Annotated in this window: 21 protein-coding genes and 1 pseudogene; 8 read left to right on the top strand and 14 right to left on the bottom strand. The window is 72.0% G+C overall.

The genetic code is table 11. The features are described from left to right. Positions 1-161 precede the first annotated feature (161 nt). Together AB0C28_RS29200 and AB0C28_RS29195 are read left to right on the top strand one after the other, a co-directional pair. Entirely contained in the window at positions 162-1,061 is a 900-nt protein-coding gene (locus AB0C28_RS29200) for a CHRD domain-containing protein (RefSeq protein WP_358078912.1), read from the top strand. A gap of 56 nt (positions 1,062-1,117) precedes the next feature. Continuing rightward, positions 1,118-2,398, top strand: coding sequence for an FG-GAP and VCBS repeat-containing protein (locus AB0C28_RS29195; RefSeq protein ID WP_358078909.1), 1,281 nt, complete (start codon positions 1,118-1,120; stop codon positions 2,396-2,398). Positions 2,399-2,460: 62 nt separating this feature from the next. Here AB0C28_RS29195 and AB0C28_RS29190 read toward each other — a convergent pair whose 3' ends face one another. Beyond that, a complete protein-coding gene (locus tag AB0C28_RS29190) occupies positions 2,461-3,045 on the bottom strand; it encodes a helix-turn-helix domain-containing protein (RefSeq protein WP_358078906.1) in 585 nt (194 codons plus the stop codon). Positions 3,046-3,197: 152 nt separating this feature from the next. Between AB0C28_RS29190 and AB0C28_RS29185 the strand changes: the two genes are divergently transcribed. Beyond that, positions 3,198-4,760 carry an MDR family MFS transporter gene (locus AB0C28_RS29185; protein WP_357837980.1) on the top strand — a complete coding sequence of 521 codons (1,563 nt, stop codon included), beginning with the start codon at positions 3,198-3,200 and terminating at the stop codon, positions 4,758-4,760. 159 nt (positions 4,761-4,919) lie between these two features. On the opposite strand, the gene AB0C28_RS29180 is transcribed toward AB0C28_RS29185, so the two are convergent. From AB0C28_RS29180 to AB0C28_RS29170, 3 genes are all read right to left on the bottom strand, one after another. Beyond that, entirely contained in the window at positions 4,920-5,636 is a 717-nt protein-coding gene (locus AB0C28_RS29180) for a helix-turn-helix domain-containing protein (protein ID WP_357835758.1), read from the bottom strand. 52 nt (positions 5,637-5,688) lie between these two features. Continuing rightward, positions 5,689-7,296 carry an amidohydrolase gene (locus AB0C28_RS29175; protein WP_358078903.1) on the bottom strand — a complete coding sequence of 536 codons (1,608 nt, stop codon included), beginning with the start codon at positions 7,294-7,296 and terminating at the stop codon, positions 5,689-5,691. Between the two features lie 138 nt (positions 7,297-7,434). Next, positions 7,435-8,235 carry an isocitrate lyase/phosphoenolpyruvate mutase family protein gene (locus AB0C28_RS29170; RefSeq protein ID WP_358078899.1) on the bottom strand — a complete coding sequence of 267 codons (801 nt, stop codon included), beginning with the start codon at positions 8,233-8,235 and terminating at the stop codon, positions 7,435-7,437. 190 nt (positions 8,236-8,425) lie between these two features. Here AB0C28_RS29170 and AB0C28_RS29165 point away from each other — a divergent pair, with 190 nt between their 5' ends. Continuing rightward, entirely contained in the window at positions 8,426-9,643 is a 1,218-nt protein-coding gene (locus AB0C28_RS29165; protein ID WP_358078896.1) for a glycosyltransferase family 2 protein, read from the top strand. Here the strand turns inward: AB0C28_RS29165 and AB0C28_RS29160 are convergent. From AB0C28_RS29160 to AB0C28_RS29135, 6 genes and pseudogenes are all read right to left on the bottom strand, one after another. Next, a pseudogene (locus tag AB0C28_RS29160) lies at positions 9,607-9,873 on the bottom strand (hypothetical protein); the annotation flags it as partial. The gene AB0C28_RS29165 and the pseudogene AB0C28_RS29160 overlap by 37 nt on opposite strands. 70 nt (positions 9,874-9,943) lie before the next feature. Next, positions 9,944-11,173 carry an iron-containing redox enzyme family protein gene (locus tag AB0C28_RS29155; RefSeq protein WP_358078893.1) on the bottom strand — a complete coding sequence of 410 codons (1,230 nt, stop codon included), beginning with the start codon at positions 11,171-11,173 and terminating at the stop codon, positions 9,944-9,946. A gap of 498 nt (positions 11,174-11,671) precedes the next feature. Then, entirely contained in the window at positions 11,672-12,667 is a 996-nt protein-coding gene (locus tag AB0C28_RS29150; protein ID WP_358078890.1) for an NAD-dependent epimerase/dehydratase family protein, read from the bottom strand. 224 nt (positions 12,668-12,891) lie between these two features. After that, complete coding sequence (locus tag AB0C28_RS29145) at positions 12,892-13,260, bottom strand: hypothetical protein (protein WP_358078887.1); 369 nt, start codon at positions 13,258-13,260, stop codon at positions 12,892-12,894. A 614-nt stretch (positions 13,261-13,874) separates the two neighbouring features. Next, positions 13,875-14,408, bottom strand: coding sequence for a hypothetical protein (locus AB0C28_RS29140; protein WP_358078884.1), 534 nt, complete (start codon positions 14,406-14,408; stop codon positions 13,875-13,877). 228 nt (positions 14,409-14,636) lie between these two features. Continuing rightward, positions 14,637-15,158, bottom strand: a complete 522-nt coding sequence (locus AB0C28_RS29135; RefSeq protein ID WP_357835734.1) for a nitroreductase/quinone reductase family protein — start codon at positions 15,156-15,158, stop codon at positions 14,637-14,639. Between the two features lie 89 nt (positions 15,159-15,247). Between AB0C28_RS29135 and AB0C28_RS29130 the strand changes: the two genes are divergently transcribed. Continuing rightward, positions 15,248-15,868, top strand: coding sequence for a helix-turn-helix domain-containing protein (locus AB0C28_RS29130; RefSeq protein WP_357835731.1), 621 nt, complete (start codon positions 15,248-15,250; stop codon positions 15,866-15,868). Between the two features lie 12 nt (positions 15,869-15,880). Here AB0C28_RS29130 and AB0C28_RS29125 read toward each other — a convergent pair whose 3' ends face one another. From AB0C28_RS29125 to AB0C28_RS29110, 4 genes are all read right to left on the bottom strand, one after another. Then, complete coding sequence (locus tag AB0C28_RS29125) at positions 15,881-16,894, bottom strand: alcohol dehydrogenase catalytic domain-containing protein (RefSeq protein ID WP_358078881.1); 1,014 nt, start codon at positions 16,892-16,894, stop codon at positions 15,881-15,883. A gap of 144 nt (positions 16,895-17,038) precedes the next feature. Beyond that, positions 17,039-17,908 (bottom strand): helix-turn-helix transcriptional regulator, encoded by an 870-nt coding sequence (locus tag AB0C28_RS29120; protein ID WP_357835725.1) that lies wholly within the window; start codon positions 17,906-17,908, stop codon positions 17,039-17,041. A gap of 24 nt (positions 17,909-17,932) precedes the next feature. Continuing rightward, complete coding sequence (locus AB0C28_RS29115; RefSeq protein ID WP_357835723.1) at positions 17,933-19,207, bottom strand: DUF3500 domain-containing protein; 1,275 nt, start codon at positions 19,205-19,207, stop codon at positions 17,933-17,935. A 151-nt stretch (positions 19,208-19,358) separates the two neighbouring features. Then, positions 19,359-20,846: a helix-turn-helix domain-containing protein gene (locus AB0C28_RS29110; RefSeq protein ID WP_358078878.1), complete on the bottom strand. Its 1,488-nt coding sequence runs from the start codon at positions 20,844-20,846 to the stop codon at positions 19,359-19,361. Positions 20,847-20,919: 73 nt separating this feature from the next. Between AB0C28_RS29110 and AB0C28_RS29105 the strand changes: the two genes are divergently transcribed. Genes AB0C28_RS29105 through AB0C28_RS29095 form a run of 3 tightly spaced genes read left to right on the top strand, consistent with a single transcriptional unit; the run spans position 20,920 to position 25,330 of the window. Then, positions 20,920-22,152, top strand: coding sequence for a DUF917 domain-containing protein (locus tag AB0C28_RS29105; RefSeq protein WP_358078875.1), 1,233 nt, complete (start codon positions 20,920-20,922; stop codon positions 22,150-22,152). Next, positions 22,149-23,726, top strand: a complete 1,578-nt coding sequence (locus tag AB0C28_RS29100; RefSeq protein ID WP_357835714.1) for a hydantoinase/oxoprolinase family protein — start codon at positions 22,149-22,151, stop codon at positions 23,724-23,726. The genes AB0C28_RS29105 and AB0C28_RS29100 overlap by 4 nt, the downstream gene beginning before the upstream one ends. Further along, positions 23,723-25,330, top strand: a complete 1,608-nt coding sequence (locus AB0C28_RS29095; RefSeq protein ID WP_357835711.1) for an ABC transporter substrate-binding protein — start codon at positions 23,723-23,725, stop codon at positions 25,328-25,330. The genes AB0C28_RS29100 and AB0C28_RS29095 overlap by 4 nt, the downstream gene beginning before the upstream one ends. Positions 25,331-25,332 lie beyond the last annotated feature (2 nt).

Below are 25,332 nucleotides of genomic sequence, written 5' to 3'. Positions count from 1 at the left end.
ATCCCTGCCCGCCGCGGTGCCGCCTAGCCCTCTTCCGGCCCTGATGAACGGCACGCGCCACCCCTCCCGGCGCTCTGGGAAGCCGCCCCGGTCACAGGGGGCGGTTGAACCCGGCGAGCCAGGCAGCCGTACCAGGCCCAGAGAGCACCGAAAGGGTAACCATGACCAAGCGCACCCTCGTCCTTCCCGGCCTGACCGCCGCCACGGCACTGATCGCGACCGCGCTCAGCCCCGTGTCCGCGCAGGCCATCACCCCCATCTACCTGGCCGCCTCGCTCGACGGCGACAACGAGGTGCCCGCCCAGGGGACCAAGGTCGGCGATCCGGACGGCAGCGCACTCGCCGTGTTCCGGATCCACGGTCACCGGGTCGACTACGCCATCCGCTGGAACAAGGTGTCCGCCCCCAGCGGCTTCCACATCCACCGGGGTCAGGCCGGTGAGAACGGCGACGTCAGGATCCCGTTCATCGGCCAGGCGCTGCCCGCCTCCCTGCACGCCGTCAAGGGCACGGTCCTCGTCAAGGACGGCAACCTGCTGGCGCGCATCCTCAACAACCCGCGCAACTGGTACGCCAACCTGCACAACGCCGAGTTCGCCGGCGGGGCCGTACGCGCCCAGCTGTACCGGATCCGACCGGTCGAGCTGGAGTCCGTGCTGTCCCACGGCTTCGGCAAGACGCTCACCACGCAGGCCAACGGCCGGCAGGAGGTGCCCGCGCCCGGCATGAAGGTCGGCGACCACAACGGCCGCGCCGGCTGGCTGGTGCAGCCGGAGGGCAACCGGGTGTGGTTCGCCTCCGCATGGAAGCGGATCGGGGCGCCGGTCGGCGCGCACATCCACCGCGCTCCCAAGGGCAAGAACGGGCCCGTGGTGGTGCCCTTCTTCGCCGCCGACAAGGGCCTGCCGCCCAGCGTCAACGGCATCGCCGGCAGCGTGAAGACCGACGACGCGACCTCGCGCCGCATCTGGAACAACCCGAAGAACTGGTACGTGAACCTGCACACCGCCGCGTTCCCCGGCGGCGCGATCCGCGGCCAGCTCTACCGCGGCGACTGGTGACCCGGCGCTCCGCCGCGTACCCGTGCACGCGGCGGGGCGGCGGCTAGGCTGTTGTCGTGCCGCGTAAGGTGATGATCTGGCCGGTGCTGGCCTTGCTGGTCACCGCCTGCGGTCCCGGGACGACACCTCGCCCTCTGGCCACTCCGGCGCCCGCCACCTCCACTCCGGCGACGTCCGCGCCGCCCGTCTCCCCGGATGCGCCGCCCACCTCACCGGGTGCGCGGCGCGCCGACGACATCGACGGCGACGGCCGCGCCGACCTGGTCGTCCAGATCGACCTGCCGCGCGAGGACCGGCGCTACCTGTCCATCGTCCACGGCTCGCCCCAGGGCCTCGACCCCCGCAGGCGTACGCTCATCACCTCCGAGACGTTCTACCCCTGGCTGATCGACGACGGCATCAGGGCCGACCTCGACGGCGACGGTTTCGGCGACGTCCTCGCCTACGGCCGGCCGGGCGGCGTCGAGAGCGAGCGCCGGATGGGCCCGCACATCTTCTGGGGCGGGCCGCGCGGCATCGTGGCCACGGCGACGCCGACCCCGGTGCCGATCCCCGTGGCCAGCGACGTCGGCAACTACCGCGCCGTCGCGGGCGACTTCGACGGCGACGGCGCCGCCGACGTGGCCATGTCCAGCCCGCCCGCGCCCGGCGGCTCCGACACGAATCTCGCCGTCCTGTACGGCCCGTTCGCCCGCGACGGCGCCCCGCGCAGGCGGAGCGTGCAGCCGTCGCCGACGGGCTCGGAGTTCTGGCGGATGAGCGTGGACCGGATCGGCGCGGGCCACGCCACCGCCCTGCTCGTGTACGAGGGCGACGACGGCGAGCAGACCTCCGGCTGGCTGCTCACCCCAGAGTCCGGCGGGCTCGCCAAGCAGGGGCGCAGGCTCAACAAGGGGATGTCGGCCGCGTTCGGCGACTTCGACGGCGACGGCTTGAGAGACGTGGCCGTCGGCGACGACGGCAGCCGCAACGACGAGCCCGGCTACGAGAACGAGCCGCCCTCCGTCGCCGAAACCCTGACCGTCTATTACGGCGACGGACGCACCGGCACATTCAGGGGCACCGCGGGCCCGGCGGTGGCAGGCGACTTCGACGGCGACGGCCGCGACGACCTCGCCTGGGGTGGCGGGTCCCGGACGATCCTGACCTTCTGGGGCGCCACCGGCGGCCTGCGTAAGGGCGAGCGGCTCGCCGCGACGACCGGATCCAGGCCGCTGGCGACGGGCGACTACGACGGCGACGGTGACGACGAACTCGCCCTGGCCTCCGGCGCCGACGACTTCCGGATCACCGTGACGGACGGCAGAAAGACCCTGACCACCCTGCCGTCCCGCTAGATCCGCCCTCCGCCCTCCGCCCTCCGCTGGTCCGGCCTGGCTCGGTTCGGCGAGGCCAGGGGTCAGGTGAACGGCTGGGCGATCTGGTCCAGGGCGAGGACGCTCAGCTGGTGCAACGACCGGGTCTCCCGCTCGGCGCACCACCACTGCCCGGCGACCCGCAGCGCGGTCAGGAACGCGGCGGTGAGCAGCTCGGGCCCCGCGTCGCCCGCCTGCTCCCGCCCGGCCACCGCCGCGCTGAGCTCCTGCTCCAGCCGGACCCGGTAGGCCAGCTGCCGGGCCAGCAGCGTGGGGTGGTTCATGGCCAGCCGGGTGCGCACGTGCAGCGCGCGATCGGCGACGCCGCTCTCCTCGTACAGGCTGTCCAGTGCGCCGCGCAGCGCCCGCCAGGCGGACTGGTCGGGCGGCTGCTCGCGTACCCGCCGGACCAGCGTGCCGAGGCGCTGCGCCTCGCCGTACAGCAGCGCGTCCTCCTTGCCGTCGAAGTAGTTGGAGAACGTACGGCGGGAGATGTTGGCGGCGTCGGCGATGGCCTCGACGGTGACGTTGTCGAGGCCGTGCTCGACGGTGAGCCGCAGCGCGGCCTCGTGCACCGCCTGTCTGGTCGCGGCCTTCTTGCGTTCGCGCAGCCCTGCTGTCATGCCCATGATGTGTCCAAGCTTACCCAAGGGGAATAAATGCTCAATGCGCAAAGTTGCCACATGAGCATGTATGGTGTCCAGGTTGCATCCATTTCCCCCTTGATCGGAGGTTGCGTGTGAGTGCCCAGCCGGCAGCGCCGTCCGCGGCGGCGGAGCCGATGACCCACCGCCAGATCCTCGAAGCCCTCAGCGGCCTGCTACTCGTCCTGTTCGTCGCCATGATCAGCGCCACCATCGTCTCGGTCGCGCTGCCGCAGATCATCGGCGCCCTGGAGGGCAACCAGTCGCAGTACACCTGGGTCGTCACCGCATCCCTGCTGGCCTCGACCGCCTCAACGCCCATCTGGGGCAAGCTCGCCGACCTTTTCAACAAGAAGCTGCTGCTCCAGATCGCCATCGTCATCTTCATGGTCAGCTCGCTGGCCTGCGGCTTCGCCCAGAACACCGGCCAGCTCATCGCCTTCAGAGCCATCCAGGGCCTTGGCATGGGCGCGCTGCAGATCCTCACCCAGGTCGTGATCGCCGCCATGATCTCGCCCAAGGAACGCGGCCGCTACAACGGCTACCTCGGCGCCGTCATGGCCGTGGCCACAGTCGGCGGGCCGCTGATCGGCGGTCTCATCGCCGACACCTCCTGGCTCGGCTGGCGCTGGTGCTTCTTCATCGCCGTGCCGTTCACCGTCGCCGCCTTCGCGATGCTGGCCAAGACCCTGAACATGCCGACCGTGCGCCGCTCCGACGTGAGCATCGACTACTGGGGCGCGACCCTCATCGCTCTGGGCGTGAGCGTGCTGCTCATCTGGGTCACGTTCGTCGGCAACTCCTTCGACTGGCTGTCCTGGCAGACCGCGGCGATGGCGGGCGGCGGCGCGCTGCTGCTGGTCGCGGCCGTCTTCGTCGAGTCCGTGGTCAAGGAGCCGGTCGTGCCGCTGCACGTCATCCGGCGCCGCACCCCCGCGCTGGCCATCCTGGCCAGCCTCGCGGTCGGCATGGCCATGTTCGGCGGCTCGGTCTTCCTCGGTCAGTACTTCCAGATCGGCCGCGGGTACGGGCCCACCACCGCCGGCCTGCTGACGATCCCCATGATGGTCGGCGTGCTGTTCTCCTCGACCATCAGCGGCCGGATGGTCTCCAAGAGCGGCAAGACGAAGCCGTACATCCTGGCCGGTCTGATCGTCCTGCTGGCGGGCTTCGCCGGTCTGGCCACCCTCGACCACCAGACGCCGCTTGTGCTGGTCTCGGCGTACATGCTCGCGGTGGGCGTCGGCGTCGGCATGTCCATGCAGAACCTCGTCCTGGTCATCCAGAACACGGTCCCGCTGCGCGAGATCGGCGCGGCCAGCGGCGCGGTCACCTTCTTCCGCTCGCTCGGCGGCACCGTCGGTGTCTCGGTGCTCGGCGCCATCCTGGCCGGCCAGGTCGCGACCAACATCACCGAGGGCCTGGCCAAGGCCGGCATCCCGGTCACGGGGGACAGCGCGGCGGCCGGCGGCAGCCTGAACATCGCGGCCCTGCCCGAGCCCGTCAGGGAGATCGTCCGCGCCGCGTACGGGGACGCCACGGGGCACATCTTCCTCGTCTCGGCGGCCATCGCCGTCGTCGGGCTCATCGCCGCGATCTTCCTCAAGCCCGCCCAGCTCCGCGACAGCCTCGACATCGCGGAACCGGAGCCGGGGACGGGACCGGCGCCCAAGCAGGAGGTCGCCACCACCACCGCCTAGGCCACGGGAGCCCGGAAGGCCGCCTCCCCGCTTCGCCCGCGGGAAGGCGGCCTTCCGTCTGTCCGACGGGGACTCGGGTCGCGTACGGCAGCCGATCCGGAGCCCAGGCCGCGGTCGGGGCAGCCGAGGTCGGAGGGCTCCGCTACGTACCCGCAGAGCTCAGGTCGCGTACAGGAGTGACAGCGGCTCGGCCGGGAACCCCTCGCCGCGGCTCAGCTCCGTCGCCGTACGGCCGACGAAACGGGTCAGCGAGCGGGCCAGATGCGGCTGGTCGAAGTACCCGAGCCGGTGCACCACGTCGTGGGCCGGCACGCCCGCCTGGATCAGCACCGCCGCCCGCCTGGCCCGGTCGATCTGGCGGGCCGCGCCACGCGTGAGCCCGGTCGCCGCCAGGAAGCGCCGCTGCACGGTGCGCTCCGACACCCGAGACACCTCCGGCGATCCCGCGCGGTGCACCGCCGCCACCAGCGGGTCGCGAACCAGGATCTCCTCGCGCACCAGCCGCCGTACGAACGCCTCGGCGTCGTCGTAACCGGGCAGGTGCCAGGCCGACCCCTTCAGGTGGAACGACCGGCGCGTGGTGCCGGCGAGCTCCGCCGCGGAGTTCACCAGCCGCCCGGCCGGAAGATGCGGCATGATCGTGCCGACCGCGAACGTGATCCCGAAGAACGTGGCCTCCTCCGGCACCGGAGCCGGGCTCGCCGCGGTCTCCGGGCCGACGACGGCCGCGCTGACCTCGCCGTGCCGTTCCCAGAAGACCAGGTCCCAGCTCGCCGCCGCCACCGCCGTCATCCGGCTGACGTCGTCACTGCGGCTGCGCCAGACCCGGTCGATGTACGGCGAGTCGGACGGCCGACTGACGATGTCCAGCCCCATTCGCGTAGATCCTCCAGGTTCGCCGCCCAGGCCGGGTCCGACACTACCGCCGTCACCGCAGGTCATGCACCAGCCGGCCGCCCACGACCGTGGCGATCACCACGATCTCCCCGATCCGCCCGGGATCGGTCGCGAGCAGGTCGTCGGAGAGCACCGCGAAGTCCGCCAGCATGCCGCGGGCCAGCGTGCCCTTGCGGCCTTCCTCGCGCACCGCGTACGCCGAACCCGTCGTGTACGCCCGCAGCGCCTGCTCCGCCGTCAGCGCCTCGTCCGGGTTGAACGGCGCCCCGGCCGCGGTCGTCTGGTTGACCAGGTCGTGGATGCCGAGCAGCGGCGCGCCCTCGACCACGGGGCAGTCGGAGCTGCCCGGCAGCACGATCCCCGCCTCCAGGAACGAGCGCTGCCGGTAGCAGCCGCGGATCCGTTCGCGGCCGAGCGCCGCCAGCATCCCGTCACCGAGCTCCGTCACGAACCGGCCCTGCGGGACCGGGATGACGCCGAGCTCGGCGATTCTGGCCACCTGCGCGTCGGTGGTCAGGCCGCAGTGCTCGATCCGGTGCCGGGCGTCGGGGCGCGGATGTCGCGCCTGGGCCTCGGCGTAGGCGTCGAGCACCACGTCCATGGCCGCGTCGCCGATGGCGTGCGTGGCCACCTGCCAGCCCGAGTCGTGGGCGTGCAGGATGAACGTACGCAGCGCCGTCTCCTCCTCCTGGAGGTAGCCCCGGTTGCCCGGCTCGCCCTCGTAGTCGTGGCACATGGCGGCCGTCCTGCCGATCATGGAGCCGTCCGAGAACAGCTTCACCGGGCCGATCCGCAGCCACTCGTCGCCGAGGCCGGTGCGTACGCCCAGATCCAGCCCGAACCTGGCCTCCACGGCGTGCAGGTTGGCCGAGCCCGGCATGAGCGTGGCTCGCTGCAGGAGCAGGCCGCGCCGCACGGCGTCCTGAAAGTCCGCGATGTCCCAGGGTCCGTTGCCCGCCAGGCCCACGCCGACGCCGGGCTCGGTGAAGCTGGTCAGGCCCTCGGCGGCGGCGGCCTTGGAGGCCAGCCCGATGCCCGCCACGAACTCCTCGTGCGCCAGCGGCCGCAGCAGCCGCAGAGCCAGCTCCTGAGCCTGCTCGGCCAGCAGCCCGTCCGGCAGCCCGCGCTCGTCGCGGCTCACCGAACCGCCCGGCACGTCCGGCACGTCCTCCAGCCCGGGGAACCCCATGAGCGCGAACGCCGCCGAACTCGCCACGCCCATGTGGCACGAGGTGTGCTGCACCCAGACCGGCCGCCCGCCCGCCGCCCGGTCCAGGGCCTCGCGGTCGGGGTGGGCGCCCAGCTTGTACTGGTCGTAGCCGCCGCCCCGCACCCATGCGCCCTCCGGCAGCGTGGCGGCCCGCTCGGCCACGCGCGCGTACAACTCGTCCAGGGTGGACACGCGCAGGTCCAGCTCACGCATCCGCTGGCCGCGCAGGCTCAGATGGTGATGGGCGTCGTTGAACCCCGGCACCACCGGCGCCCCGCCCAGATCCACGACCACGTCCGCGCCCACGCCGTCGAGCTCGTCGTCCAGCCCGGCGACCCGGCCGCCGAACACGCCTAGGCGGGTGGCGTACGGCCGGTCGGGGTCCAGGGTGGTGAACCGGCCGTTGACGAACAGCGTGTCGAGACGCATCGAACCTCCAGCTCGCAGCCCTCCGGAGGGGTCGTGCCCCCGATCAACCCCCCGCAAAAGCCGGGGGGCGTGGCGCGCGGGGGCCGACCGGCTCGCCGCGCGGCGCCGTTCGGCGTGGTGGGTGGTGGGGTCGGCCGGTCAGCGCAGGGTGTCGTTCAGCGTGCCGTAGGTGAGGCCGTCCGCGAGCGTGCCATACGTGCCGTCCCCCAGCAATTCGGCCGCGGCCCGCGCGGCGACCGCGTACGCGGACTGGGCGATGGCCGAGCCCACGCTCACCCTGGCCACCCCGGCCGCCGCCAGCTCGGCCACCGGCGGCGCTCCCGGGCCGGCCATCACGTTCAGCGGCAGCGGCCCCTTGGCCAGACGGGCGATGACGTCCAGATCGAGCAGCCCGGGCACGAACAGCCCGTCCGCCCCCGCCTCGGCGTAGACCCGCGCCCGCTCCTCCACCTCGGCCACCTGATCCCCCGGGACACCCGCCAAGTAGACATCGGTGCGGGCGTTCACGAACAGGTCGACCCCCTCCGCGTCGGCGGCGGCCCGGGCGGCGGCGATGCGCGCGGCCTGTTCGGCGGCAGGAAGCAGGGGAGATCCGGGGGAGTCCTCCAGGTTGACGCCCACCGCGCCGGCCTGGATCACCGCGCGCACGGTGGCGGCGACGTCGCCGTACCCGCCCTCGATGTCCGCGGTGACTGGAACGCGCACCGCCGCCACGATCCGCGCGACCGCGCCGGCCATCGCCTCCCGCCCCAGCCCGGAGCCGTCGGGGGCGCCGTTCGCCCACGAGACGCCGGCGCTCGTCGTCGCGATCGCCTGAGCTCCCGCGGCCTCGACGAGGGCGGCCGAGGCCGCGTCCCAGGCATTGGGCAGCACGAGGACCGCACCGTGGTGCAGCGCCCGGAACCGGGCCGCGTGGTCGATCGAAGAGGAGGAGGTCACGATCAGGTCCTTCCGCAGGTGTCAACGTCGCCGGCGAGCAGCATCGCAGCCGCCCACGACGTCGAGCCAGCGGTATTCGGACCTCACCATCCACCGGCATGTCCGGACACCGTCACCAGAAACGGGCCGGTCCAGAACCCCGGTTACAGCCAGCCGTTTAGCGCCACCCCAGGCGGGCAGGCGCGGCGATGTGGACCGCGCTTCGGACTCCGATTCGGACTCCGATTCGGACCGTGCTTCGAACCGCGATCTGGACTACGTGCTGCCGCTGCGCTGGGAGGACGACTCCGGCCTCGCGGAGCTGACCGCCTACCTCCGGTTCCTCAGCCGGCACGTGCGGATCATCGTCGTCGACGGCTCCGCCACGCCGCTGTTCGAACGGCACGCCGCCGCCTGGCGCGGCCTCGCCGAGCACGTACGCCCCGCTCCCGACCTCCGCTTCGCCAACGGCAAGGTCAACGGCGTCATCACCGGCCTGCGCCTGGCCCGCGCCGAGCACGTGATCATCGCCGACGACGACGTAAGGTACGACCGGCACACCCTCGCCAGGATGGACTCCCTCCTCGCCGGCGCCGACCTCGTCCGCCCCCAGAACCACTTCACCCACCTGCCCTGGCACGCCCTCTGGGACACCGCCCGAACGCTGCTCAACCGCAGCCTCGGCGCCGACTACCCCGGGACGTTCGGCCTGCGCCGCTCCTTCGCCGAGCGGATGGGCGGCGGGTACGACGGCGACGTCCTCTTCGAGAACCTCGAGCTCATCCGCACCGTCAGGGCCCACGGCGGCAGGGAGATCCGCCCGCTCGACCTGTACGTGCGCCGCCTGCCTCCCGACGCCGCCCGCTTCTGGGACCAACGGGTCCGGCAGGCCTACGACGACCTGGCCCAGCCCGTTCGCATGGCGCTGTTCCTCTCCGTGCTGCCCGCCGTGGCCGCGTGTTTGCTACGCCGCAAGTACACCGCACTGGCCGCCGGCGCCGCCTTGACCGTAGGCCTGGCCGAGGTCGGCCGTCGCCGAGCCGGGGGCAGCCGGATCTTCCCCGCCACGGCCGCGTTGTGCGCCCCGATCTGGGTGCTGGAACGGGCAACCTGCAGCTGGCTCGCCCTGGCCGCCTGTTTGCGCGGCGGGGTGCCGTACGCGGGCCGAAGACTGCACCGCGCGGCCCACTCCGTACGCAGGCTCCGCCGCGACCTGCACACACAGTCGGCCCGGAAGATGGACCGGCAGGAGGTGGACCGTCCGGGTCGGGAGGGCCGGTCACCGGGTCAGGCCGGCAGGTCGGGCTCGCTCGCCGCCTTGAACCCCGCCGCCTTGTGCGACCCGTCGCAGAACGGCTTGACCGACGACAACCCGCACCGGCACAACGCGACCGTCGCCCGCCCGGCCGGAATGGACTCACCGTCCTGAGTCACCAGCTCGAACGCCCCCCGCACCAGCAACGGCCCATCCTCACACGTCGTCACCGTCACCACCCCCACCCCGGCCCCCGCCTCCGCCCTTCCCCCGGAACCCGTCACCGTCCCCCTGCCGGAACCCGCCTCCGTGCCCGGCCCCGGATTCAACTCCGAGCCTGACCCTGAGCCCGAGTCCAAGCCTGAGCCTGCGCTCGAGTGCGGTGTGGCGTCATCGTTGCCCATCACCGCGCCCTCGTGATCCATCGCCGCGCCATCGTCGTTCCCAGCCACGCCATCGCGGTTCATCGCGGCGTCACCGTTTTGAGGCGGCATCGCACCCCTCTCGCGCAGGCACCTTCTCAGCCGGTACCTCGACCAGAGAGCTGACTCCCCGCTCCCACCGGTCGAGAACGTGCCCGGCCCACAGGCGTTCCAGCTCCAGGGCACAGGCAGCGCCGTACAGGATGTCCTCCGCGAGCGCGGGTTCGTCGGCGGCCAGGTTCGCGCACAGGTCATGGGCGGCGATCTGCTCGTGCACGGCGTCGGCCTGCACGTGCTCGTCGTAGAAGCGGGCAGCGGCGTCGTCGCCGCCGAGCCTGCGCAGGCCGGTCGCGTAGCGGCGGTTCGGCAGGGAGGAGGTCATCTCCAGCGCGGCCAGGTGCCCGGCCAGCGCGCCGCGCAGGCGACGGTGCAGGCCGAACAGGGACATGGCGTTCGAGATGGCCAGCGTGACGCCCGGTACCCGCCCGAGGTAGGCGCCGTAGGAGTCGTCCAAGCCGAGGCCGCGCATGGTGGCGCGGAACAGCTCGGAGTGCATGCGTTCCGGCCGGCCGCCGCCGTACTCGTCGGCCTGGATCTCCACCAGCGCCGCCTTCGCCGCGCCCCGCAGGCGCGGGATCGCCCAGGTGTGCGGGTCGGCCTCCTTCAGGTGGTAGATCGACCGATGGACGACGAACTCCCGGAACTGCTCACGATCGGCCTGACGGGCCAGGAACGTGGACAGGGAAGGTCCTTCGTCGGCGGCGGTCAGCTCGTTGAGCGCCCGCCGCACCCCTTCCGGCCTGTCGAGCGGCGGCCGGGGCACGGCCCGAGCCAGCGCCTCCTCCAGCCGCTCCTCCAGCACGGCCCGCGCGGCCAGCAGCCACGGGTGCCACTCCCAGCGGTCGTCCACATCCTCGAAGCCCTGGTAGTGCAGCTCGTAACAGGCGAACAGGGCCAACTGGAAGTCATCATCCGCCAGACCACCATCGGCGACCTGCAACGGCGACGGCCACCCTTCCGCCCCGTGCCACCCGGCGAGGTGCGCGTACGCATGCGACCCCCGCCCGTCGGCCGAGCGCCGGTCGCTGAGGTGCCCGTGCGGCGGCCGCGAGTGCTGCTCCGTGAACCGCGCCTGACCCGGCCGCCCGTCCTGCGCGTTCCCAGTGCCGAACTGCGCACCCGCCGTTCGCCCATTCACCCGGTACGGGTACGGCTCCGGCGGATGGGCCAGCCGCTCGAACAGCAACGACGTGAGCGGCCCACGCGGCTCAGGCAGCCTCACAACACCCTCCGCTGGGCCATCCGCCGCCCCCACACATCCCCCGGACCGTCCCACCCGCCATGACGGCGGTATCGCGCAGGGCATTGCCAGCGTCGCACGAGGTAATGGCGTCGCACGAGGTCACGGCGTCGCACAGGCCGACGGCATAGCGCGGAGTCACGGCATCGCCCGTAACCACCAAGCTGCCCCGAATCACCGTGCTGCCACCAGTCACCGCGATGCGCCGGGTCACCGCAAAGCGCCAAGTCACCGTGTAGCCGGCAAGCACGCGGCTGTAGGTGGCTGCGGGTTTCCGCATGGTCGGCTGCAGTCACAGGCACCTCCTCGACCTCGCCACTGCCCCCAGCGGCACGCGAGAAACAGCGCCCAGCATGACGCTGACCTGCTCAGACGACCTCGGGCTTCCCGCTCGTCAGAGCGCCCCGCCGAGGAGAGTGAGCACTCCTTCCCGCGTGCTCAGCGCCCACTGCCGAAGAAGCGAGCACTCCTTCCCGGTTATCAGCGCCCACCGCCGAGGAGGGCGAGCAACTCCCGCTCCCGCCCCGCGCTGAGCCCCGCCCGCCGCTCCCGGTCGAGCCCCTGCTCGCGCTCCCACGCCAGCAGGTCCGTGAGCAGGTCGGCCCGGGGGCGGTGGCGCAGGCCGGCGGACAGGGCGGCCTGGCCGGAACGGGACGACCAGCCCTCCCAGCCGGGCTCGACCAGCCACATCGGCAGCGACTCAGGCCCCATGTACTCGGCGACCCCCTGCTCAAGCAGCCACGCCGAATCGGCGGTGACCACCGGCCCGGTGTGGCCCCCGATGGTGCGGCACAGCTCGATCCACTCGCCGAACGGCACCTGCGGCCCGACCGTGTTGTACGTGCCGGTGGTGCCGGTCTCGGCGCAGTCGAGCAACCAGGCGGCCAGGTCGCGTGCGTCGATCACCTGGGTGGAAATGCCGGAGGAGCCGGGCACGAGCAGTGGCGCGTGCGGGTCACGGGCGGCCCGCGCCACCCAGTAGCCGGAGCGCCCGCTGTGGTCGCCGGGCCCGCCGATCAGGCCGGCCCGCGCGATGAGCAGCCGGTCGCCCAGCGCCTCGGCCGAAGCCCGCTCGCAGGCGACCTTCGCCTCCCCGTAGAGCTCCCTGTCGGCCTCGTCTACGTCGGCCGGCTCAAGCAACGGCGACGACTCGTCGGCGCCGGGCACCCCGTGATCGGCATAGGCGTTGACGGAGGACACGTAGACCCAGTGCTTCGCCCGCTCGCCGAGGGCCGCCAAGGCGCCGCGTACCTGGCCCGGCTGCCACGACACCTCCACGACCGCGTCCCAGTCTTGACGCCGCACCTGCTCATACGCGTCCGCGGCCCGCCGGTCCGCCGCCACCAGCGTCGTGCCGTCGGCCACGGGGCCGCTCTCGCCGCGCGCCAGGCACGTCACCGCGTGACCACGCCCGGCCGCCTGCCGCGCCACCTCGCGCCCCAGCCAAGCCGTCCCGCCAAGAATGAGTACGTTCATGCCAGCACTCAATCACCCGCCACGAGGTGATGCGGGTGAGGTTCGCAGGTGGCGTAACCTCGCGTGACGCGCAGCGGCGGCGGCGATGTGAAGCGAAGGGCGGCGCGAATCGGACGGCGGTGATGTGGTGCCGGTCCAGCCGAATGGTCCAAATGACGCTGGGCGCGGTCAACCACTCTCGGGGCCTGGCAGTGGCAGGGCCGTTTCGTCAGCCGCTCGACGGCCTATGCGGGCCGGCAGTATTTCGCCATCCCGTCCTCAAGTCCTCTTCCCCATCCGAGCATGTAGCCATCGGCATATCCGACGCCGTAGGCGTCCGGCGGCCAATTCGGCCAGCCCATGACATCCGAGCAGTGTTCCCGGGCGCGGACTTCCCCTTCTTGGTAACCTTCGGAAAGCCCGGTGGCGTGACCCTTCTGATACCAGGAGCGGCCGTCGTCCGGCGGCTCCATCACCGCTGGTGCGGCATCTGTCTCCGCGATCGGGCCGGCCGACGGGTGGGCTGCGATCGGACAGAGCGCCGTCCCGGCGACGAGGGCGGCTCCGAGAATGATCGATCGGGTGCGGCGAGCCATGCGTGTCATGCGTGTCATGCGCTTCTCCTCTCTCGAAAGGCGATGTCCACCTTGGTACGGGCGACTGCTCCGGAAAGGGTGAGGATTTTGCGCGCGCATAAACGACGGTTGAACGGCGGTCGGCTGCCGGACAAGTGAATTGACCAGCCGGATTACCGTTCGCTCTCTCCACTCTATGACATGGCCGCCGGCGATCCTCAAGCCCGCTCGATTCAAATCTCATCCATAGGCGTTCGACTCCCCGACCGGGGCCGATGCGTTTCTCGTGTGGTGAAACCGAGGAGTCGGAGTCCGTCGGCGGGGTGGCCGTCCGGGCGGGCGAACAGTCGTCCCAGGGTGCTGGCGGCCAAGCGTGGGCGGATCGAGCGGCTCGGCGGGCAGGCGGCTGGCGACGGTGAGGTGCTCCAAGTGGCCGCGAGAGCACCTCGATCGGGGATGACGGCACGCGAACGCGGCCCCTGTTCTTGATCGACTGGCGTGGACAACCAACGATCATCAGGGGCCGCGTTCGTCATGTGCACCCCGGGGTGCCTTCAACACCTGCCTCATCGAGCCGGCGAACGTCCATCGCCCGACATCGCGACGGCCTTGACCTGGGTCCGAGTCCGGAAGGTTCGGGGCACCTCAGAGCCTCATGCGACCTCGCTGCTGTGTCCGCATGAGGTGCAGGCTCTCGTGGTACTTCCATCGTGGCGTGTGCACGCGCACGGGAAGGAGCCGCAGTAGCGAAGGTCGAAGTCCGGCCAGTCGCCCTCACCCCGAATCCTGGCGTCTCCGAAGCTCATGAAGTGGAACATACGGTCATCCGGACCGTCGTTGACGATCTGAATGCGCCAACTGCTTTCCGGGCGGGCGAGTGTGACGCGTACGAGGTACACGCCGGAGTTCTTCCGCATCCACGTCGCCGAGCCCGCAATACGGTTCTCGGCGCCGATGACCTCTTGTTCCTCGGGGAATTCCTTGACCTCCACCGTAGGTCCCGCGTCGGCCTTGAGACGGATCAGCGGCGGCCTGCCGCCATCCTTGCGGCCGTCGGCAGAGAAGGTCGTCACTCGTATCAGTGCCGTCTGGTCCGCGTTGGACGTCTCGATGTCCATGAATTCGCTCGACTCACCGGCGTCGAGCTGCAATGGAGCCGACGAAGCAGTGAAAGTGTCACTTTTCATGTGATGCCTCCCGATGAATTCACCAAAAAAACGGGGGGCGTCTCCAGCTGTTAATTTCCCCGCCGGCCTTCCGGCACACGGCGTCGTCGGTAAACGGGAATCTATTCTTCCCCCACAAGAATTCAGAGTGATGGTGAGTAGCAAAGAGCTCAGGCGTGACCGGGTCGCCGATTCCGGATGAGCCTGATGCCGGCCGACCGCTGTTGCCGAACCTGGCAGGCCGTGGAGTCAGCGCTCGGGGAGGGGCGGGGTGTGAACCCGCTCCAGCACGACGACCGGGATCTGCCTGCCGGCGACCGCCTCGAACTCGGCGAACTTCGGGACGAGCGCCACCTCCTGCGCCCAGAGCCGCTCGCGCTCCGCGCCCTCGGCGAGCCGGGCCACGACCGGCACCCTCTCCGTGCCCACCTCGACGGTGGCCTGCGCATTCGCCATGAGGTTGTGGTACCAGACCGGATGATGCGGACTGCCGCCGTGGGTGCCGAAGATGGCCCAGCCGTCGCCGACCGGCTGGTAGAACAGCGGGCTGATCCGCTCGCGCCCGGTCTTGGCCCCGGTGTGGTGCACCAGGATGAGCGGCATGCCCCGCTCGTCGAACCCGGGAATCCGGGGCGGGATGGGCCGGCCTGCGGCGAAGTCCTCTTCGCTGCTCCAGGACACGTACCCGGCGTTCGCTCGGAACTCGGCGATGATCCGGTCATTCCAGTTGCCGGGAGCCTCGGCTGCGGTGGTCGTGGACGAGTCGGACATGGCATCCCCTTCTGCTATCCGGAGCACTTGCTCCTCAAAGTAGCACAAGGCGGAGCATGCGCTCCGGATAAGAAGGTAGGCTCGGCCCTATGGCAGTGGCTGAACCGGAGAACACCGCCCGGCGCCGCCCGCCGCGCGTGGACGCGATCCGTAACCGGGAAGCGATCGTCGAGGCCGCCGCCGAAGTGCTGGCCGAGCAGGGCGTCGCGGTGGACGTACGCGAGATCGCCCGCCGCAGCGGGGTGGGCATGGGCACCCTCTACCGGCATTTCCCGAAGAAGGAAGATCTCGTTCACACGGTCCTGCGCAGGGACTTCGCGAAATGGGCGGAATCAGCACGCCAGGCGGCGATCGAGGCCGGGGACCCCTGGGCGGCACTGACCACCTTCTACCAGCAGGCCCTGACCGGCTACGCCCGCCACCGCGCGATCATGGAGAACTTCGCGCTGACCTGGGCCGACCCCGATCTGGAGGGCATCCACCAGCTTCGCCTCGTCATCGAGCACCTGTGCGCCCGCGCCGGCGCCATGGGCCTGCTGCGCCCCGGCGTGACCACTGATGACCTGCTGCTCCTGCTGGTCTCGCTGGGCCACGCCGTCCAGATCACCGACGAGTGCCGCCCGCAGATGTGGAACAGGCTGCTGCGCATCTCCCTCGACGGCCTGCGCGCCGACCACCGCGCACCACTTCCCCCCGACACCGCCCGGTGACCGCGCGGTACGTCAGCCGAACGAGATGACGCGGCGGCCGCCGCCCGAGGAGCCGGCCGCCATGGCGGCCAAAGTCTCCGGGGCCTGGTCGAGGGTGATGGGCGTGACGCGGGGCAGGATGCCGTGCCGTGCCGAGAAGGCCAGCGTGTCGCGTGTGTCGTGCGGAGAGCCCGACGGTGAGGCCATGACCCGCAGCCGGTTGAGCACCATGGGCTGAACGGGAAGGGTGAGCGGTGCGGCGTCGTAGCCGCAGAGCACGAGCGTGCCGTCGGGGGCGAGCCCTCCGAGGGTCGCGGCGGCGGCCTCGGTGGAAGGGGCGGAGTTGAGTATGACGTCCGCGCCGCCGCCCCACGCCTTGAGCGCCTCGGCCGGGTCGGTGTCGCGGGTGGCGACGTACAGGTCCGCGCCGAGCTCCTTGGCGATCGCCGCGCCGTCGGCCCGGCGGCCGATCACCGCGACGCGGGCGCCCATCGCGACGGCGTAGCGTACGGCGAGCTCGCCGACGCCGCCGGCGCCGATGACCGCCACCCGCGAACCCGGCGTCGCCCCGGCCCTGCGCAGGCCGTTGAACGCGGTCAGCCCCGCGCACAGCAGCGGCGCCGCCGCCACCGGGTCGAGCTCGGGTGGCAGTGGGGTCACGTAGCCGCCCTTGAACAGGCCGTACTCGGCGTACCCGCCGTCGGTGACGATGCCGGTGATGCGCTTGGACGGGCACAGGATCTGCTCGCCGGACACGCAGTAGTCGCAGTGACCGCACGAGTCGTACAGGAATTGCGCCCCGACCGCGTCGCCCACGGACAGGCCGGGGACGCCGGCGCCGAGCGCGGCGACCGTGCCGGTGATCTCGTGGCCCGGGACGATCGGGAAGCGGGCGAACGGGAAATGTCCCTGTACGAGGCTGAGGTCGGTGTAGCAGACACCACAGGCGGTGATCTTGATCAGCACCTCGCCCGGCCCCGGCTCGGGGACGTCGCGTTCGGTGAGTGACAGCGGGGCGTTCACCCCGGTGGCGAGCGCTGCGCGCATGACGGTTTCCTCCTCGGCTGCCGTGGATGTGGCGGATGGTCCCATCGCGGAAGCTCCTGGTGGAAGAAAGGCAGGGCCCCCGCGCGCCGCCTCTCCCAGACTGCCCCTGGAGGGGGACCGGGGAACGCCCTCAGCCTGGGGTGCTCAACCCCAGCTTCCGAGGAGGCCGAAGGCCGGGCCCGGGGTGGCGCGCCACACGTCGGCCGGGTCGAGGGCGTGCAGGGCGGGCACAGCCTGCGGATCGTCGGGGACGAACCAGAGCAGCCGCTGCGCGGCGTCGGCCGTGACGATGCTGTTGCAGGTGACCTTGAGCACGCCGAGCGCCGGGTTGACGATGCGCTTGTACTCCTCGTGCCGCGCCCCGACCTCCCGCGCCCGCCACAACCCGGCGAACTCCTCGCTCGTGGCCAGCAGATGGCGGACCAGCTCGCCGCTCGCCCGGTCGGCGGGGCCGCGGCGGGCGACCGCGGCGCGGACGTCGGAGACGAGCAGCCTGGAGTGGTACGCGTGGTCCTCGGGAGGATAGAGATCACGGGTCGCCGGGACGGTGAACCAGTGGTGCAGGAAACTCGCCCGCACCCCGGTCAGCCCCGCCTGCGGGCCGACGAGGACCTGCGCGGCGTGGTTCTGGACCACCACCTCGTGCAGGTCGGTGATCACCATGGCGGGGGTGTCCTCCAGGCGCTCCATGAGCTGGCGCAGTGCGGACTGCAGGTGCGGGGGCCGGGCCGCGTACGGTGCGGGCCGCCCCGCCAGGTGGAACAGGTGGTCGGTCTCGTCGGGGCCGAGGCGCAGGGCACGGGAGAGCGCGTGCAGGACCGGCTCGGACGGGATCTGCCCGCGACCCTGCTCCAGCTCGGTGTAGTAGTCGGCGGACAGGCTGGCCAGCCGCGCCACCTCGTCGCGGCGCAGGCCCGGCACCCGCCGCCGGGTGCCGGGCGGCAGACCGACCGACTCCGGGGCCAGCCGGTCTCTGCGTGACTTCAGGAACGAGCCCAGCTCGGCGACGTCCACGGCAACCCCCTCCTCGCCTCCACTCTAGGAGCCGTGGTCGGTCTCCAGGTGCAGCCGGAGCAGGTCGGCGCCGTAGTCGTTGCCGTTGGGGGTGCGGACGACCGTGTGGATGTGCTGCCGGGTCGGCTCCCCGCCGGGGCCGCGGTCGTCGCCGTACGCGATGGGGGCCTGGGCGTCGTACTCGATGAGCACGACGGGGCTGTGCACGCGGTAGTAGAACGCGGAGTCGTCGCCGGTCTCGCCGAGCCAGCAGAAGTACGTCTGGTCCAGGTGCTCCTCGACCTCCTTCATCCGTACGGCCGCGTGCCCCTCGTCCAGGTAGCCGACGTAGACGCGGACCAGGTCGAGCAGGGTGTCCCGCTGTTCAGGGGTGAACCGGGAGGCGGCCAGGCCCGCGTAGGGGAGCCGGAGGTTGTCGGCGCCCGCCCCCGCCTTCATGTTGGCTCCGCGCTTCACCTCCGTCGTGGAGATCACCTCGGCGCGCTGCTCCGGGGTGAGCGCGTGCAGCAGCGCGAGCCCGGCCTCGGTCTCCCTGGTGAACACGGTGATCCGCTCGCCCCGGTACGTGGCCGACGTCGGCTCCGAGCCCATGAACGTCGGCGTCATGACCACCTGGTCCTTGAGCACGAAGCAGTTGACGGCCAGGTGGTGGCCCTCGAACTGGAAGCCCCATGGCTGCGTGGCGGACGGCGTGCCCATGACCGTGAAGAAGTAGTGGCCCTCGGTGAGGGTCTCCCTGCCGCCGCCGGCCTGCTCGCCCAGGAACGCGTTGAGCTTCATGATGTTGCGGGTCTGGGTGAGCCCCTCGGCGGAGAGTGCCGCCTCCAGCACCGCGTAGCCCTTGGCGCGCTGGGCCTTGGTCAGGTCGCCCATGCGGACGCCCTTGCGGTCGAAGCCGTCGAGGTTGCTCCAGGTCAGCCACTCGTCGGCGCGTACGTCGTACAGCGTCTCCCGTCGCTGCGCCGCTGGCAGGCCCTTGAGGAACGCCTTGGCCGCCTTGACGAGGGCGGCGGTCGACACACCCGTGGAGTGGATCGCGTACAGGTCCTCGACCACCTTGCCGTCGGTGGTGACGCCGACGAAGTCGTCGTAGGAGAGCTCGCCGGGCCTCGGCGCGGCCCCGCCTGGGGGAGGCGCGCCGGAGGAGCGGGCGGCGCTGGCCGGGGCGCCGCCGGGCGAGCTCGGGGAGCAGCCGGTCATGGCCGCCACCGCGGCGGCGCCGCCGAGCAGCAGCGCCCGGTTCAGCAGCCAGCGGCGGGAACGTTCGGTCTCGGGGTCGCGCGCAGTGTGTCCGTGCATGGGTCTCAACCTCTACCAGGCGAATGAGGGAAGCGTGAACAGAGCCGGCGAACTCGCGCCGAGCCGGGTCGGCGTCCCGAACGCGACGAGCCGCCGGGCCGGCGTCTCGAACGCGGCGAGCCGGTCAGCGGCCCGAACGTGACAAGCCGGGTCAGCGGCCCGAGGCGGCGAGACGGACCCGGCAGGCCAGTTCGACGGAGAAGCGCACGTCCGGCTCGTTGAGGTCGAGGCCGAGCGTCTGCTCGATCCGCCTGACGCGGTAGTTGACCGCGTTCGCGTGCAGGTTGAGCTCCGCACCCGCCCGCGCCAGCGAGTTGCGATGACCCAGGTAGGCGACCAGCGTGCGCATGGCGATGGTCGCGCGCTCAGGCCCGAGCGCGTCGAGAGGGGCCAGGATGTCGTCCAGCAGCGACCGGCTCAGCGGCGAGGCGTAGAAGTCGAGCAGCACCCGGCGCAGCCCGGTGACGTCGGTGACCTCGATCCCGCCCGCCCGGCCGCCGGCGACGGCCGCGTCGGCGGCGATGTGCGCCTCCGTCGCCGACTGCCGCAGCCCGGCCGCGCCGCTCTGCGGCGTGCCGAGCCCCACGGTGAACGCCCACTCCTCGCCCGCGACCGAGCGGGCGTGGGCGGCCACGGCCTCCATGACGTCGCGCAGCCGCCGCTGGTGGTCGGCGGCGCCGGCCTCCTCCGAGGCCACCATGACGATGTCGTCGTGGAAGGTGGCCAGGTGCCACACCTCGTCGCGCCGGTCCACGAGTTGCAGCGCGTGCAGCTCGACGGAGGACGCGAGCACGGCGGGCGGGCGCTGCTCGGGATCGTGGCGGTGGGTGGGGATGAGCCAGGCGACCGCGTGGGAGAGCGACACCGGCAGCCCGGCGCGGGTGGCCTCGACGGCGAGCCGGTCGATGCGCGCCGACTCGGCGAAGACGAGCTCGACGATCAGGTCGGCGCGCGAGCGTACCGGCCCGAACCTGGCCTGGAGCTGCCGTTGCAGGATGCGGGAGAGCATCGCGGCGATCACCGGGAGCGCCACCGTGACGGACGCGTCGTCGTGGTCGGCGACCAGGCGCCCGACCGGCACCTCGCCCACGCAGACGGCGTGCGGCTCCGACCACGGCACGCCCGGGTCCTCGACGAGGGTGAGCCGGGCGCCGAGCGCCGCGCCGACCTCGTCGAGCACGGCCTCCATCGGCCGTCCAGGGGCGTCTCCTGCCGCCGCCGTGGCCCGTGCGATGGCGTACTCGGCCCTGGACAGCGCCTCCTCGGCGCCGCCGCGGATCGCGCGGTCGAGCAGCACCGCGAGCTCGGACGGCGTCACCGCGCTCATCAGCACCGGCAGCCCGCCGCGCTCGGCGAGCGCGCGGGCGGTCTCGGCGATCGGGAAGTCGCCGGCGAACACGATGCCGGCGCAGCGCGCGCCGATCGCGTGCCTGATCGCGATGTCCACCTGGTACGGCCGCGGCACCGCCCCATGAGGCATGGCCACGATCACCAGCCGGCCCGGCGAAGCCTGCCGCAGGTCGTCCTTGGCCACGATCTGCACGCCCGACACCGCGACGCCCTCGGGATCGCCCGCGACGCACCGGATGCCCATGCGCTCGCCCTGGGCGACGATGTCCGCCAGCCTGGCTTGTTCCATGAGCACAGTCTGGCGTGTTTCTCTGGGTGCTCGGCACATTGTTGGGTTTGACCCGGCTCCCTAGCCTCAAGACATGCCCGACCAGGACCTGCCTACCGGAGGCGGCGGCGCGCCCGTGCACCCGCCCGCCGCCACGACCACCTCCGCGCACCCGCCCGCCGCGACCGCGTCCCCGCGCTCGACCGCCGCGTCTCCGAGATCGACCGCCGCGACCGCCGGGACCACCACGCCGGCGCGCCTGCGCGAGATCGCCGCGGCCGACGTCGCCGCCCTCGCGGCCGGCGCCGCCGTCTTCGGCACGGGCGGCGGCGGCGCCGTCCAGACCGAGCAGCTGGCCGTCGAGTCGGCGATCGAGAAGCACGGCCCGGTGCCCGTCGTCACCGTCGGCGAGCTCACCGAGGACGACGCCGTGATCGTGCTGTCGGCGATCGGGGCGCCGTCCGTCGGCATCGAGATGCTGCCCGCCGAGGGCCAGACGGAGACGATCGTCCGCGAGGTCGAGCGGATCACGGGCCGCCCGATGACGGCGGTGATGGCGGCCGAGATCGGCGGCAGCAACGGTGTGGCCCCCGTGGGCTGGGCCGCGGGGATGGGGCTCAAGGTCCTCGACGCGGACGGCATGGGCCGCGCCTTCCCCCAGGGCACGATGATCTCGATGAACGTGGCCGGGCTGCCGAGCGAGTTCGCCGTCATGGCCGACACCATCGGCAACGTCTCGGTGCTGCGTACGATCAACCTCGCCTGGCTGGAGCGCCACGCCCGCGCCATCACCGTGGCCAGCGGCGCGATCTCGCTCGGCGCCCACTACGTGCTCACCGCCAAGACCGCCCCCGGCGCCGTCATCGAGGGCACGGTGAGCCGCGCCGTCCAGGTCGGCCGCCGCCTGCTCGCCGCGTCCGAGCCCGTCTCCGAGCTGGCCGCCGAGCTGGCCGCCACGGTCGTCGTCTCCGGCAAGGTGATCGACGTCGAGCGCAACACCGAGGGCGGCTTCACCCGCGGGTCGGTGACCGTCGAGGGCATCGGCTCCGACCGCGGCCGCCTCGCCCGGGTCGAGATCCAGAACGAGAACCTGGTGATCATCGAGGACGGCGTCGTCGTCGCCAGCGTCCCCGACCTCATCACCGTGGTCGACTCCGAGACCGGCGAGGCGATCTCCACCGAGCTGCTCCGCTTCGGCCAGCGGGTCAGCGTGCTGGCGTGGGCGTGCGACCCGCTGTGGCGGACCGAGCGAGGGCTGGAGCTGACCGGCCCCAGGGCCTTCGGATACGACCTCGACTACGTCCCGTTCGACGGAGGACGCCGATGAACGCCCGCACCGACCTGTCCGTCGGCATCGACGTCGGCGGCACCAACACCGACGCCGTAGTGATCTCCCCGTCGGGCGAGGTCATCGCCTGGACCAAGAGCCCCACCACCGGCGACGTCACCGGCGGCATCAGGTCGAGCCTGGCCTCCGTGCTGGACCAGCTCGGCCCCGACCGGGACGCGGTCTCCCGCGTGATGCTCGGCACGACGCACGCCACCAACGCGATCGTGCGCCGCCGCGACCTGGGCCGGGTCGCCGTGATCCGGCTCGGGGCGCCGGCCTCCACCGTCCACCCGCCGCTCGCCGGCTGGCCGGCCGACCTGCGCCAGGCGGTCCTGGCCGGGTACGTGCTGGCCGGCGGCGGGCACCTCGTGGACGGCTACCCCATCGCCGAGCTGGACCGCGACGCCGTCCGCCGGCTGCTCGACGAGCTGGAGGGCCGCTTCGACGCGGTCGCCGTGTGCGGCATCTTCAGCCCGTCCTTCCCCGAGCAGGAGCTGGAGGTGGAGGCGCTCGTCCAGGACCACGTAGGCGTGGACGTGCCGATCTCCCTCAGCAGCGAGATCGGGGCACTGGGCCTGCTGGAACGCGAGAACGCGACCGTGCTCAACGCCGCGCTCTACGCGGTTGCGCGCGACATCACCTCCGCGCTCACGACCGTCGTCGTCGAGCACGGGCTGGACGCGGCCACGTTCTTCGCGCAGAACGACGGCACGTTCATGGCCGTCGAGTACGCCGCCCGCTACCCCGTGCTGACGATCGGCTCCGGCCCCGCGAACTCGATCCGCGGCGCCGCCGCCCTGTCCGGCGCGGACGACGCCATCGTCATCGACGTCGGCGGCACCACCAGCGACCTCGGTGTCCTGGTCGGCCGCTTCCCCCGGGAGTCGACGCTGCCCCGCGAGGTCGGCGGCGTACGGACGAACTTCCGCATGCCGGACATCCTCAGCCTCGGCGTCGGCGGCGGCACCATCGTGGACGTGGCCGCGGGCACGCCGGGCACCGACTCGGTCGGCTACCGCATCGCGGAGGAGGCGCTGCTGTTCGGCGGCTCCACCCCGACCCTCACCGACGCGGCGGCCACGGCCGGCGCGGTCGTGGCGGGCAGGGAGCTGCCGCCGCTGGACCGCCCGGTACGCAAGGGGCTCGCGGAGGCGCTGGCCGTCGCGCACGACCGGATCGAGTCGGCCGTCGAGCGCATGTCGCTCGGCCGTACCGGGCTGCCGCTGGTGGTGGTCGGCGGCGGCGAGTTCCTCGTCCCCGACCGGGTCCTCGGCGCCAGCGAGGTCGTCAGGCCGGAGCGCGGCGCGGTCGCGAACGCGGTCGGCGCCGCCATCGCCCTGGCCGGCGGCCGGGCGGACCGGCTGTGCGCGGTCGCCGACCGCGTGGCCGCCATCGAGGAGGCCAGCAGGGCGGCGATCGACAAGGCCGTGCAGGCGGGGGCCGACCCCGCCCGCGTCGAGGTCATCGACGTGCTGGAGACGCCGGTGACGTACGTGACGCAGCCCACGCTCAAGGTCGCGGTCAAGGCCGCGGGGCCGGTGGCCCACATCGGACGAAAGGAACCGACATGAGCAGACACGGCAAGGCGTCCGCGACAGTCGCCGTCATCCTGGCCGCAACCGGCCTGACGGCGTGCGGCTCCGCGCAGAGCGGCGGTTCCGCCGCTCCGGCCGGGCAGACGGGGGCCGGGACGTACGTCTCCGGCGGCGTCTTCGTCAAGGCGATCTCCGCCGACCCCGGCCACCTCGACCCGCTGACCGGCGTCTCACTCGCGGCCCGCGAGATGGTGGGGTACGCGTACGAGTCGCTCGTCTACTCCACCCCCGACGGGAAGTTCGAGCCCTGGCTGGCCACCCGCTGGGAGCTGGGCGAGAAGAAGATCACCTATACCCTGCACGACGGCGTCACCTGCTCCGACGGCAAGCCGTTCACCGCGCAGACGGCGGCCGACAACATCAACTACCACGCCGACCCCAAGCACGCGACCTTCTACTACGGCTCCCAGATCCACAAGGGCGTCTCGGCCAAGGCGGAGGGCAACACGCTCACCGTCACCACCAAGGAGAACGACCCCTTCCTGCTCGCCAACACGGGGACGGTCGAGATGGTGTGCGGGGCGGGCCTGGCCGACCCGGCGAAGCTCAAGACCACGACCGACGGCACCGGCCTGTACACCCTGGGCGGCTCGACCCCCGGCTCCACCTACTCCTACACCAAGCGCAAGGACTACGCCTGGGGCCCGAAGGGCGTCACCAGCGAGACCAAGGGCCTGCCGGACAGCCTGGAGATCCGCGTGGTCACCGACGAGAGCACCGCGGCCAACCTGCTGCTCTCCGGCGAGATCAACGCGGCCGTCGTCCTCGGCACCGACCGCAAGCGCCTCGACGGCGCCAAACTCGGCTCGGTCGGCGTGCGCAACCCGGTCGGCGAGATGCTGTTCAACGAGCGCGCCGAGCGCCCCACCTCGGATCCGCTCGTCCGCCAGGCCCTCGTCACGGCGCTCGACCGCAAGGCGATCGGCGACGTGGTGAGCGACGGCTCCGCGATGGACTCCAAGTCGCTGGTGGTCAAGAACCCGCTCCTGTGCGTGGCCGGCGGCCCGAAGTGGACGCTTCCCGCCACCGACCTGGCCAAGGCCGGATCCCTGCTCGACCAGGCCGGCTGGCGGCTCGGCGCGGGCGGCAAACGGGAGAAGGACGGCAAGCCGCTGACCGTGAAGTTCATCTACGACGCGGCCACGGGCACGCACGCCCCCGCCGCCGAGCTCGTCCAGCAGACCTGGGACAAGCTCGGGGTCACCACCAAGCTCTCGGCGAACGACGCCAACGCCTGGTCGGAGCAGCTGTTCCAGACCTTCGACTGGGACACCGGCTTCGTGCAGATCGCGCCCGGCGGGCCGGTGACGGTGACCACGTTCTTCGCCGGGGCGACCCCGGACAAGGGCGGCAACAACTTCATGTTCGTCGACAACCCCGAGTACGAGGCCCTGGCCAAGAAGGCCGCCACCGCCACGCCGGAGACGACGTGCGACCTGTGGCAGCAGGCCGAGGCCGCGCTGGTCGAGCGGACGGACGTGTTCCCGCTGGCCGACAACGAGCAGCGTACGTTCCTGTCGGGCGTCGAGCTGGAGCAGCCGAACTTCGTCGCGCCCACCACGATCAGGATGCTGGGGTGAGG

It is taken from the genome of Nonomuraea sp. NPDC048892 (genome assembly GCF_040649735.1).
Taxonomy (GTDB): Bacteria; Actinomycetota; Actinomycetes; order Streptosporangiales; family Streptosporangiaceae; genus Nonomuraea; species Nonomuraea maheshkhaliensis.
This window is presented reverse-complemented; position numbering and strand designations above follow the sequence as displayed.

What these genes read in the sequence shown, in the direction of transcription:
- AB0C28_RS29200 (WP_358078912.1), top strand. Translation starts at nt 162, where the DNA reads ATGACCAAGCGCACCCTCGTCCTTCCCGGCCTGACCGCCGCCACGGCA.
- AB0C28_RS29190 (WP_358078906.1), bottom strand. Translation starts at nt 3,045, where the DNA reads ATGGGCATGACAGCAGGGCTGCGCGAACGCAAGAAGGCCGCGACCAGA.
- AB0C28_RS29185 (WP_357837980.1), top strand. Translation starts at nt 3,198, where the DNA reads ATGACCCACCGCCAGATCCTCGAAGCCCTCAGCGGCCTGCTACTCGTC.
- AB0C28_RS29180 (WP_357835758.1), bottom strand. Translation starts at nt 5,636, where the DNA reads ATGGGGCTGGACATCGTCAGTCGGCCGTCCGACTCGCCGTACATCGAC.
- AB0C28_RS29175 (WP_358078903.1), bottom strand. Translation starts at nt 7,296, where the DNA reads ATGCGTCTCGACACGCTGTTCGTCAACGGCCGGTTCACCACCCTGGAC.
- AB0C28_RS29150 (WP_358078890.1), bottom strand. Translation starts at nt 12,667, where the DNA reads ATGAACGTACTCATTCTTGGCGGGACGGCTTGGCTGGGGCGCGAGGTG.
- AB0C28_RS29145 (WP_358078887.1), bottom strand. Translation starts at nt 13,260, where the DNA reads ATGACACGCATGACACGCATGGCTCGCCGCACCCGATCGATCATTCTC.
- AB0C28_RS29140 (WP_358078884.1), bottom strand. Translation starts at nt 14,408, where the DNA reads ATGAAAAGTGACACTTTCACTGCTTCGTCGGCTCCATTGCAGCTCGAC.
- AB0C28_RS29135 (WP_357835734.1), bottom strand. Translation starts at nt 15,158, where the DNA reads ATGTCCGACTCGTCCACGACCACCGCAGCCGAGGCTCCCGGCAACTGG.
- AB0C28_RS29130 (WP_357835731.1), top strand. Translation starts at nt 15,248, where the DNA reads ATGGCAGTGGCTGAACCGGAGAACACCGCCCGGCGCCGCCCGCCGCGC.
- AB0C28_RS29125 (WP_358078881.1), bottom strand. Translation starts at nt 16,894, where the DNA reads ATGCGCGCAGCGCTCGCCACCGGGGTGAACGCCCCGCTGTCACTCACC.
- AB0C28_RS29115 (WP_357835723.1), bottom strand. Translation starts at nt 19,207, where the DNA reads ATGCACGGACACACTGCGCGCGACCCCGAGACCGAACGTTCCCGCCGC.
- AB0C28_RS29110 (WP_358078878.1), bottom strand. Translation starts at nt 20,846, where the DNA reads ATGGAACAAGCCAGGCTGGCGGACATCGTCGCCCAGGGCGAGCGCATG.
- AB0C28_RS29105 (WP_358078875.1), top strand. Translation starts at nt 20,920, where the DNA reads ATGCCCGACCAGGACCTGCCTACCGGAGGCGGCGGCGCGCCCGTGCAC.
- AB0C28_RS29100 (WP_357835714.1), top strand. Translation starts at nt 22,149, where the DNA reads ATGAACGCCCGCACCGACCTGTCCGTCGGCATCGACGTCGGCGGCACC.
- AB0C28_RS29095 (WP_357835711.1), top strand. Translation starts at nt 23,723, where the DNA reads ATGAGCAGACACGGCAAGGCGTCCGCGACAGTCGCCGTCATCCTGGCC.